This window comes from Ruminococcus sp. YE71 (assembly GCF_900119155.1).
In the GTDB taxonomy this organism is placed as follows: Bacteria; Bacillota; Clostridia; order Oscillospirales; family Ruminococcaceae; genus YE71.
This window is the reverse complement of record NZ_FPIR01000004.1, coordinates 79,025-89,936: the sequence shown is the minus strand read 5'-3', so window position 1 is coordinate 89,936 and position 10,912 is coordinate 79,025. Positions and strand designations below refer to the sequence as shown.

At 56.1% G+C, this 10,912-nt stretch carries 12 protein-coding genes; all 12 read left to right on the top strand.

Annotation, left to right across the window (positions count from 1 at the left end):
- Positions 1 to 296: hypothetical protein (locus BT142_RS04960; protein ID WP_175444887.1), on the top strand; the 296-nt coding region annotated here is incomplete at its 5' end.
- The gene (gene scpB / locus BT142_RS04955; protein ID WP_072417108.1) at positions 293 to 868 is read left to right on the top strand and encodes an SMC-Scp complex subunit ScpB; all 576 of its coding nucleotides are present in this window, start codon (positions 293 to 295) and stop codon (positions 866 to 868) included. The genes BT142_RS04960 and scpB, both read left to right, overlap by 4 nt.
- An 18-nt stretch (positions 869 to 886) precedes the next feature.
- Entirely contained in the window at positions 887 to 1,804 is a 918-nt protein-coding gene (locus tag BT142_RS04950; protein WP_072417107.1) for a hypothetical protein, read from the top strand.
- A 39-nt stretch (positions 1,805 to 1,843) separates the two neighbouring features.
- Positions 1,844 to 2,233 carry a GerW family sporulation protein gene (locus tag BT142_RS04945; protein WP_072417106.1) on the top strand — a complete coding sequence of 130 codons (390 nt, stop codon included), beginning with the start codon at positions 1,844 to 1,846 and terminating at the stop codon, positions 2,231 to 2,233.
- A 58-nt stretch (positions 2,234 to 2,291) separates the two neighbouring features.
- Entirely contained in the window at positions 2,292 to 3,452 is a 1,161-nt protein-coding gene (locus tag BT142_RS04940) for a D-alanyl-D-alanine carboxypeptidase family protein (protein ID WP_072417105.1), read from the top strand.
- Positions 3,453 to 3,485: 33 nt separating this feature from the next.
- A complete protein-coding gene (locus tag BT142_RS04935) occupies positions 3,486 to 4,238 on the top strand; it encodes a pseudouridine synthase (RefSeq protein ID WP_072417104.1) in 753 nt (250 codons plus the stop codon).
- A 155-nt stretch (positions 4,239 to 4,393) separates the two neighbouring features.
- Positions 4,394 to 5,770, top strand: a complete 1,377-nt coding sequence (locus BT142_RS04930) for a carboxyl transferase domain-containing protein (protein ID WP_072417103.1) — start codon at positions 4,394 to 4,396, stop codon at positions 5,768 to 5,770.
- Between the two features lie 78 nt (positions 5,771 to 5,848).
- Complete coding sequence (locus tag BT142_RS04925; RefSeq protein WP_072417102.1) at positions 5,849 to 6,214, top strand: biotin/lipoyl-containing protein; 366 nt, start codon at positions 5,849 to 5,851, stop codon at positions 6,212 to 6,214.
- Between the two features lie 23 nt (positions 6,215 to 6,237).
- Positions 6,238 to 7,638: an oxaloacetate decarboxylase subunit alpha gene (locus BT142_RS04920; protein ID WP_072417101.1), complete on the top strand. Its 1,401-nt coding sequence runs from the start codon at positions 6,238 to 6,240 to the stop codon at positions 7,636 to 7,638.
- Positions 7,639 to 7,770: 132 nt separating this feature from the next.
- Entirely contained in the window at positions 7,771 to 8,358 is a 588-nt protein-coding gene (locus tag BT142_RS04915; RefSeq protein ID WP_139182178.1) for a hypothetical protein, read from the top strand.
- Between the two features lie 12 nt (positions 8,359 to 8,370).
- A complete protein-coding gene (locus BT142_RS04910; protein ID WP_072417099.1) occupies positions 8,371 to 9,162 on the top strand; it encodes a hypothetical protein in 792 nt (263 codons plus the stop codon).
- Entirely contained in the window at positions 9,155 to 10,912 is a 1,758-nt protein-coding gene (locus BT142_RS04905) for an HSP90 family protein (protein WP_072417098.1), read from the top strand. Before BT142_RS04910 ends, BT142_RS04905 begins: the two co-directional genes overlap by 8 nt.

Here is a 10,912-nt window from a genome sequence, read left to right as displayed (position 1 = left end):
TCCCGACCGTGACGATCGAGCGAACCGCCCCGAAGGAGCAGTACACCGCTCCGACCGTGACAGTCGAGCAGGCGGAGGAGAAAAAGCCTGCGGTCAAGAACATCGCTCTCGAAGCGGTGAGCAGCCGCCATTCGCTGGCGATACCTGCATTCTCGCTTTTCATCGACGAGCAGCCCGAAATGCCTGCCGCCGCTGAAAAAGCCATGAACATAAAGCAAAACCGCTTCGGCAGACGCTGCCGCTGGGGTCACCCTGCGGAAGGCAACTGCTGGAGCTATCGGAGGGAGAGATTATGATCGATCTGAAACAGCTTGCCGCTCATGTTGAGGCAGTATTGTTTTCGAGCGGCGACCCTCTCACTGCCGAAAAAATATGCGCGGCACTCGGCGTGACGAAGCGCGAGCTGAACGAGGCTGTGGAATACCTCTCGGAGCGTTACTCGCAGGAGGACAGCGGCATCGAGCTGCTGCGCCTGAACGACGCTTACCAGCTCGCGGTAAAGAAACAGTTCGCGTCGGATGTCAAGGCGGTGCTCGAAATAAAAAAGGGCGCGACCCTTTCGCCCGCGGCGATGGAGGTGCTGACGATAGCGGCTTACAATCAGCCCGTCACGAAAGCCTTCGTCGAGCACGTCCGCGGAGTCGATTCGTCGAGCGTGGTAAACTCCCTCGTGGAAAAAGACCTGCTTTGCGAAACGGGCAGGCTCAACCTTCCGGGCAGACCTGTCGCGTACAAGACTACCGATAATTTTCTCAGAGCCTTCGGGCTCTCCTCGCTGGACGAGCTGCCGCCTCTCCCCGACAGGAGAGAACAGCTCAGCTTCGATGACGCCGTTGTAGAACAGGCAGAGGAGCCGAGCGAAGAATAACCCAGGAGATGATGGCTGTTGCCGAACAAAAAAATACTGATAGCGATCGCGGCGGCTGTCGTCCTGATACTCTCGATAGCGTTCAAGCCCGTGCGGATAGCGCTTCTCGTGCTTCTGCTGCTCATCATCGCGGCACTCGCGGTGGATGTGGTGGTGTACGTCAACGCTTCCCGCAGCGGCGTTGAGATATCCGCGAAATACTTCGGGATAAAGGTCTATCCGCGAAAGAAAAAAGGCGGAGAAGACGAGCTGCCCGAGCCCGAGAACGACAGCTTCGATGAGGAGCCTGACGACGATTTCGACGATCTGGATGACACGTCCCATATCCCCGAGCCGAAGCCCGAGACGGTATCCGAACCTCAGCAGACGGCGCAGGAGACCGAGCCCGAAGAGGACTACAAGCCCGATGAGCCCGAACCTGACGGCGAACAGTGGGACGGCGAGCCCGATGACGACGAGCCTGCCCCGAAGAAAAGCAAGAAGAAAAAGGGCGAAAATCCCCTTGTGGCAAAGGTGAAGGGGCTCAGAGCCAAGTACGAGAAGTACAAGCCCTACATCCCGATGGCGTGGAAGGGCTTCCGACAGCTCTGCAAGACCATTCGGTTCTACATCGACGACGCGTGGGTGGAGGTCGGCAGGTTCGACGCGCATGAGGCGGCGATATATTACGGCTCCATACAGGCGGTCATATCCGAGACGCTGAAGGACATCGCGGTGATGTTCACCCTTAAACCCAAGAACGTCAAGCGGTGCGATGTGAACGTGAAATGGGCGGAAAACACCATCGACGGCGCGGTGAAGCTGCGCGTGAAGGTACGGCTGCTCACCATCATCGGCATACTTATCTGTATGGCGGTCAAATATCTTATCATAAAAATACAGACCAAACGTGCGAAAAAAGCGCTGACGGCTGAAAATACAGACATATCGGCGTAAGACCGCATGACGGTCCGCCGCAGAAAGGAACGAAATTCTATGGCTACAAATCTTGAAGCTCTTGTGACCTCGGCTATGGCTAAGGTAAAGGAGATATCCGACTCGGAGACCGTGATAGGAAAGCCTGTCACCACACCCGACGGCACTACCATCATCCCCGTATCGAAGGTCTCCTTCGGACTTGCTTCGGGCGGTACCGACTGGGGCTCTAAGGACAGCTTCGGCGGCGGCTCGGGCGCCGGCGTGACCATCTCTCCGCTGGCGTTCATCGTTGTGAGAAACGGCGAGACCAAGCTGCTCCAGCTGACAAACAACACCCCGTATCAGAACGCTCTCGTTAACGTTGTTCCCGAGGTCGTTGACAAGATCATCGATTTTGTTGACAAGAAGACCGCTCCCGACGGCGAAGGCGAGGACGGCGAGGAATAATTTCTCATAATATTTTGTGACTTTGATGCGCATTCTAACTTAAAAGGAGGAGTGCGCAATGAAGATAAACAGGCAGATATTTCTGTTCGTGCTGCTTTGCAGTCTGGTGATATGTATGCTCGCGCTGCCGATATCGGCACACGGCACGGGGCTCGACAGCGCAAGGGCGGCGGTCGTTATCGACACGCGGACGGGTGAGATACTCTACGCCCACGACGAACATGAACGCCTTCCGATGGCGAGCACCACGAAGATAATGTCCGCGCTCATAGCTCTTGAGAGCGGCAGTCCCGACGAGGAATTCACCGTTGACAGTGAGGCTGTCAGGGTCGAGGGTTCGTCGATGGGTCTGCGCGAGGGCGACACCGTGACCATGCGTGCGCTGGTCTGCGGTATGCTGCTTCCGAGCGGCAACGACGCGGCAAATGCCGCCGCGGTCAGAGTGTCGGGGAGCGTGGAAAAGTTCGTCGGGGAGATGAACGCACGCGCCGTGCAGATGGGGCTGAAAGATACCCATTTCGTCACCCCGTCGGGACTCGATGACGACACCGACGAACACTATTCGTCGGCATATGACATGGCTGTGCTTGCCGCTAACGCTCTTGAAAACGCTGACTTTGCCGCCATATGCTCGCAGAAGTATATAAAGGTGCGGTTCGGTCAGCCGCCTTACGACAGATGGCTCACCAACACGAACCGTCTGCTGGGCAGCTGCGAGGGCGTGGTGGGGGTAAAGACAGGCTTCACCGACAAGGCGAAAAGATGTCTTGTCTCGGCGTGCGAACGCGACGGCGCAAGGCTCGTCTGCGTGACGCTGGGGGACCCCGACGACTGGAAAGATCACTCGGCACTGTACGACAGATGCTTTGCGAAAATGCGGCTGACCCACATGGAGGGCTCGGGACGGGAATACAGCGTGGCTGTTGCAGGCGGTGAGAAAAAGACCGTCACAGCGGTTGCGGCGCCTCTTGACCTCATGCTCCCCGAAAGCGCCGCGGACAAGGTGCAGGCGAAGGTACGCATGAAGAGGTTCATTTTCGCGCCCGTGGAAAGCGGCGAACAGGTGGGCAGCGTGACTTACTATGTGGGTGAGCGGTCCATATGCGAGCTGCCGATACGCACGGTGGAGGGCACGCAGGTCGTAAAGACCGAGAAGAGCGAATGGAAAAAACTGCTGAAAAACATCGACACCATCCTCGGGAAGAGGAATGGCGGATAAGTGTCTACCGACGGGAGTCGGAGGAGGTTTATTATGGAAAAAGTAAGACTGCAAAAGATCATTTCGGACAACGGCATCTGCTCGCGCAGGAAGGCTGAGGAGCTTATCGCACAGGGTCGCGTCAAGGTAAACGGCAGACCTGTCAAGGTCGGCGACAAGGCAGACCCCTCGAAGGATCTCATCAGCATCGACGGCGAACCGATACGCATCGAGCGCAGGCGTACCCTGCGCTACATAATGCTCAACAAGCCCCGCGGCTACGTCACCACCATGAGCGACGAGCTTGACAGAAAGAACGTTACCGAACTGCTTACGGGCGTGGGCGACAGGGTCTACCCCATCGGCAGACTCGACAAGAACTCCGAGGGACTGCTGCTGTTCACAAACGACGGCAAGCTCGCAAACGACATCATGCACCCCTCAAAGCATATCACCAAGACATACCGCGTCACCGTCCGCCCCGATATCGACGACGAGACGCTGGTGAAACTCGCCGAGGGTGTTGTCATCGACGGCAGAAAGACGCTGCCGTGTACCGTGATCGTGCTGGAAAAACAGCAGGGCAGAGTTGTGCTTCAGATGACCATCAGCGAGGGCAGGAACAGACAGATACGCAAGATGTGCGAGGCTGTGGGACTGGAGGTCGCAAGACTCAAGCGCACCTCGGTTGGACCTGTAAGGCTCGGTATGCTCAAACCCGGCGAGTGGAGAGACCTCAAACCCGATGAACTCAGGGCGCTCCGCACCGCAATTGAAAAAGGAAATTCTTCAAAGGGCAACAGCTGAGGCAGTTCTGTAGTTTGTGAATTTTTTTTACAGTTATCGTAAAAGAAATTCATATTTTTGCAAAACTGCTTGAAATTTCAACAGTGTTGTATTATAATAGATTTGTATGTTATTTTTCCGCAGTGTGCGGATATGAAACGAATGGAGGAAAAGATATGGCTGAAACAAAGTCAAACCCTGCGGAGCTGAAAATGGCAGCTGCTGCTCAGAGCACCGCAAAAGAAAGACTTACATATCTCTACGATGAGGGCAGATATACCGAGCTCGACGCTTTTGCCGCAAACGGCGCAAAGCTCTGCGGAGTTGTAACTGCTTTCGGCTACGTTGGCGGAAATGCGTGCTACGCTTTCTCGCAGGATGTAAGCGTGAACGGCGGTGCGCTCAACCGCGCACAGGCTGAGAAGATAGCTAAGGTCTACGATCTTGCCGCTAAGACGGGCGTTCCCGTTGTCGGCATCTATGACAGCTTCGGCGCTGACCTGAACGACGGTCACGAGGCTCTTAACGCTTACGGTGAGCTCATGCTCGCTATGTCGAACCTGTCGGGCGTTGTTCCGCAGATCGCTGTAGTAGCAGGCGTTTGCTCGGGTACTTCGGCACTGCTGGCTGAGTCGGCAGATTTCACCGTTGTCGCTGAGGGCGCAGAGCTCTACGTTACCCCGAACACGGGCGCATCGGCTGAGAACGCAGCCGCAAACGGTACAGCCGCTCTGGTGGCTTCCGATGATAAGGCAGCTGTTGAAGCCGCAAAGACTCTCATCGAAAAGCTCCCGATGAACAACCTCTCCCCCGTGCCGATGTACGAGTACGACCTCCCCTCTGCTGCGGCAGGCAAGGACGCAAAGTCCCTTGCTGAGGGCATCCTCGACGCAAACAGCATCACCGAGCTGTACGCAGACTTCGGCAAGGCTTCCTACACCGCGCTGGCAACACTCGGCGGCGCAGCAGTAGGCTTCGTTGCGACCAACAAGACAGCTTCGGCTCTCACCGCCGATGACTGCTCCAAGATAGCAAGATTTGTACGCACCTGCGACGCTTTCGCAGTTCCCGTTATCACAGTTGTCGATACCGAGGGCTTCGAGGGCGGCAGCGAGACTGAGGCAGCAGGCGCAGTAAAGAATATGGCTAAGCTCGCACACGCTTACGCCGAGGCTACCACCATCAAGGTATCGGTAGTTACAGGCAGAGCTTACGGCGCTGCATTCATCGCACTGGCAGGAAAGGGCGCGAACGCCGACCTGACCTACGCGACCGAGGACGCTGTCATCACTCCTCTCGCTCCCATCACCGCAGCAGAGTTCTTCTATCACGACGAGCTCGCAGGCGCTGAGAACGTAAAGGACAAGAGACTCCAGCTGGCTGCACGCTACTCCGCTGAGGAGGGTTCGCCCGTTGCGGCTGCCGCTAAGGGCTGCATCGACGGCGTGACAACTTCCGCACAGCTCAGAGATACGCTCATCACAGCAGTTGAGATACTCGCAGGCAAGCGCATTTCGAGACTTCCCAAGAAGCACAGCAACATCCAGCTCTGATGAACGAAGGCGGCTCAGAACTCCGCAGTAAATCAGACAGACCAACGTGAACTAAAATCCGAAAAGGTGGAAATACTTATGAAAAGATATAATATCACAGTAAACGGAAAAGCATACGACGTAGCTGTTGAAGAGCTTGACGCAGGCGCTGCTCCTGCTGCTCCCGTAGCTGCTGCTCCTGCGGCTGCTGCACCCGCTGCGGCTGCTCCTGCCGCTGCACCTGTTGCTGACGGCACCAAGGTAAGCGCTCCGATGCCCGGAACTATCCTCGACGTTAAGGTATCCGTAGGCGACACCGTAGCTGAGGGTCAGGCACTCGCTATCCTCGAGGCTATGAAGATGGAGAACGACATCAACGCTCCCTGCGCAGGCAAGGTGCTCAGCGTGAACGTACAGAAGGGCGCTGCTGTTGAGACAGGTACGCTCGTCTGCGTGATCGGCTGAGATAACGAAAGGAACTGATAACAATGGCTAAGAAACTCGGTATTACCGAAACAGTCCTGCGTGACGCTCATCAGTCGCTCATCGCTACAAGAATGTCGATCGACGAGATGAAGCCCATCATGCAGGAGATGGATAAGATAGGCTTCCACTCCGCTGAGGTCTGGGGCGGCGCTACCTTCGATTCCTGCATCCGCTTCCTGAACGAAGACCCCTGGGAGAGACTTCGCACAATCAGACGCGAGATGCCCAACACCAAGCTCCAGATGCTCTTCAGAGGTCAGAATATGCTCGGTTACCGTCACTACGCTGACGACTGCGTTGAGTACTTCGTACAGAAGTCCATCGCAAACGGTATCGACATCATCAGAATATTCGACGCTCTCAACGACATCCGCAACCTTGAGACTGCTGTAAAGGCGGCCAAGAAGGAGCAGGGTCACGCTCAGATCGCTATCAGCTACACACTGGGCGACGTGTTCACTCACGAATATTATGTTAACTACGCTAAGCAGATCGAGTCGCTGGGCGCTGATTCCATCTGCATCAAGGATATGGCTGCTCTGCTCACTCCCTACGAGGCAAGCGCTCTCGTAGCCGAGCTGAAAAAGGCTGTCAAGATCCCGATCCAGCTGCACACCCACTACACCACAGGTCTCGCTTCCATGTGCATCATCAAGGCTGCCGAGGCAGGCGTTGACGTTGTTGACACCGCTATGTCTCCGCTGGCACTGGGTACTTCCCACGCTCCGACCGAGTCCATCGTTGCAGCTTTCCAGGGCACCGAGTACGACACAGGTCTCGACCTCGTGAAGCTCGGCGAGATCAGAGAGTACTTCATGGGTCTCAGAAAGAAGTACATAGACAGCGGTCTGCTCGACCCCAAGATGCTCGCTACCGACGCAAAGACCCTTATCTATCAGGTTCCCGGCGGTATGCTCTCCAACCTGCTCTCGCAGCTCAAGCAGGCAGGCAAGGAGGACAAGTTCAACGAGGTACTTGAGGAAGTGCCGAGAGTTCGTAAGGACGCAGGCTCGCCTCCGCTGGTAACTCCGTCCTCGCAGATAGTTGGTACACAGGCCGTGTTCAACGTTATCACAGGCGAGAGATACAAGACCGTCACCAAGGAATTCAAGGAGATGGTAAGAGGCGGCTACGGCAAGACTCCCGAACCCATCGATCCCGCATTCTCGAAGAAGATACTCGGCGATGAGCAGCCTATTACCTGCCGTCCCGCTGACCTGCTTGAGCCCGAGCTGGATAAGCTCCGCGAAGAGTGCAAGGAGTGGACAGAGCAGGAGGAGGACGTTCTCACCTACGCTATGTTCCCGAAGGTCGCTCCTAAGTTCTTCAAGGCAAGACGCGACAAGAAGTACAATATCGACAGCGCTCACGGCGACGCTGCCAACAAGGTACACCCCGTATAAAAACTTCAACAGACGCTCTCCGATGTCGGAGAGCGTTTTTTTGTGATAGAAAGGTGAGATTTTGGGCAGGGAGTTGATTTACATCCTAAGATATGATATAATATTGTTGTATATGCCGATGATGGAGGTGGTATGTTGGAGACGGAAAAGACTAAGGACGCCGAGACTAAAGACTACTCGCAGGAACTGACCTATAACAGACGCAGAGCCTGCATTTTCGCGGTGCTGAAATGGCTTGAGTGCGAGTTTTTCGGGGTGTTCATATTCCTGTCGCTGTTCGCCATGCGCATCGTGATGAAGGGCGCCGGAGACATTGCGTTCGCTCTGCTCGGTATGGTCTGCTATGCCGTCGTGCTTGCCGACTTCGGACTGAAAGAGGGCTCGAAAGCGAGGGTCAAGAACACCCTCCGCGGCGACAGTGTGAAGCCTGCGTTCGGGCTTCTGCTGGGACTGCTGAGCGTCGCGCCCGCTATGGTCAGCTTTGCCGTTCTGGCGCTCTCCTACGGAAAAACAGGCTCGATGCTGTGGTTCAAGGCGCTCAACGCGGGTCTGTGGGGGCTGATAAACCTGTTCGCCCCGACGCTGGAACTCGCCGACGCAAAGCAGGGACTCCTTGCGGCGTTCCCTGTCTCGCAGGCGGTGCTGATGCTGACGGTGTTCATCACCTTCCGCATGGCGCTTTATAACGACGATATCAAAACCAAGATAATGTATAAATGAGTGTGAAAACAGATGAGAAAAAACACATTGACGGCTGTCGCACTGTCCGCCGTGCTGCTTCTCGGCGGCTGCGGAAAGGTTGAGGACAACTCCGCGGATACGGAAAAGACTCTCGCGGCAGAACTCAGCGACAGGCTCGACAACGGCGACTACGACATTTCGTTCAACATCAGCGGTGCCGCCGCAGAGGACGGTCTGAGCCTGCGCATCAGACGCTTCGGCAGTGACAGCTTCATGTCCATGGATAACAAGGGCGTGTATACCGAATTCGTGAATGTCGATAACAAGACCTACATGATATTCCCCGAGGTGCGCTGCTACAGGATAACCGACAACAGCGGCGGCTTCGGCAGCACTTTCGTGAAGATGGAGAAGGATGACAAGCTAACAGACCTGTCCGAGGAAAACGGCAGGACTACCGAGGTCTACACTTCCTCCGACAGCGGCGGGAACTCGACCTTCACTTTCGTGTTCGATACCGCAAAGGGCGCTGAGGGCATCGAGAAGATAACAGAGGACAACGGCGGTGAACTGACCGAGACAGATGTGACTTCGGTCAGCTTTTCGAGCGAACCCATAACCCTGCCTGATTTTTCGGACTACGATAATATCACCGACGGCGAACCCGTTACCGACGTGGCGCAGGTGAAGTTCTACATATACTACACGTTCGGACTGAACGAGGAGGAAGCCGCCGCACAGGGGCTCGATTACAACGAGATAGCTCACATGAAGCTCGATGAACAGAAACGGTTCTACAAGGAGCTTGAAGAAAAGCTGAAGGGAAGTGAAAGCAGTGAGTGAACATCAGTTCAGCGTTGACTTGGGGGGCATGATAAGCATACTCTCAGACCACCTGTACTCCAGTCCCGATGTTTTTCTGCGTGAGCTGCTGCAAAATGCCGCCGACGCTATCGGCATGAGGAAACGCTCCGACAAGACCTTCAAAGACCCCGAGATAAACGTCACCGCCGACGGAAAGAGCATAGTCTTCCGCGACAACGGCACGGGTCTTACCGAGGAAGAGGTACACAAGTTCGTGTCGGTCATCGGCAAGTCCTCGAAGCGCGGCTCGGGCAGCTTCATCGGGCGGTTCGGCATCGGACTGCTCAGCTGCTTCATCGTCACCGACGAGATAGTGCTTCGCTCGCGCTCGGTGAAAGCCCCCGACTGCGCGGTGGAATGGCACGGCTTTGCCGACGGCAGGTACTCCATACGGCAGATACCGCCCGATATGCCCATTGGCAGCTCCATCAGCTTCTCCCCGTCGGAAGGCAAGGAGAGCTTCTTTGAGGCGGAACTCTGTGAGGAAAGGCTGCGCTATTTCGGACTGCCGCTGCCGTACCCGATATACGTGTCGGCCGACGGCATCACCAAGACCCGTGCGAACGTGCTGTACATCGGCGAAGAGGGCGGCAGGAACGAACGCAGGTTCGTGCTGGACACGGGAAAGCGCATCTTCGGCGCCGACACCGAGTTTCTCGACTACATCCCCCTCGACTCGCCCAGCGGACTGTTCAGTGGCGCGGCTTACATACTGCCTTTCACCGTTTCGGCGGCAGGCAGCCCAAAACGCCACCGCATCTACCTGAAAAGTATGCTGCTGACCGAGGACGGAACGGGTCTGCTGCCCGAGTGGGCGTTCTTCGTCAGGTGCTTCATCAACACCGATAAGCTCAGACCCACCGCCTCCCGTGAGGGGTTCTATCAGGACGAACTGCTCGATAAGGCGCGGCAGGAGATAGCCGAATGCATCTCGGGCTATCTGGAACTTCTGTCCGTGAAGGACCCTACGCTCCTGCAGCGGATAGGCAGGCTCCACGGAACGGCGCTCAGGTCTATCGCCTGCGAGAACGAACAGCTGCTTCGGACGTTCCTTCCGTACTTCATGTTTGAGACGAGCTTCGGGAGCGTCAGCGGCGAAACGCTGACCGACAGCCGAAAGGACATCTTCTACATCTCGGACATCGAGGTGTTCAGACAGCTGAAACCGATATTCGCCGAGGCGGACAGACTGCTGGTCAACACCGCCTACGTACACGAGAAGGATCTGCTCCTGTTCGCGGAAAGACTCGGCATCATGAAGGTGCAGCAGCTTTCCGACAACGTGCTCTCGGATACCCTTGGCGAGTGCCCGAACGAAGAGGACTTCGACGGGCTCGTGAAGATATTCGACAGCGCACTGAAAAAATTCGACTGTCGGGCGGTCATGCGCTCCTTCAAGCCCGAACAGCTCAGCGCTATCTACAGCCGAAGCGCGGACGCCGACATCAAGCGCGACATACAGCACTCGAAAGAGAACGGCGACGCGGTGTTCGGCAGTATGCTGGGCGTGTTTGAAGAGGAGTACAAGGACGTCACCGCGAGCCTTTACCTCAACTGCCGCAGTGAGCTGATACAGCGGCTTTCATCGGTCAGCGACCGTGTGAAGCTCACGACATTTGCAAAGATACTCTATGTTCAGGCACTTATCTCGGGCGGATACCCCGTCCATGCAAAGGAAATGAACATAATGAACGAAAACCTTATAAAACTCATAGAATGGGGGATATGA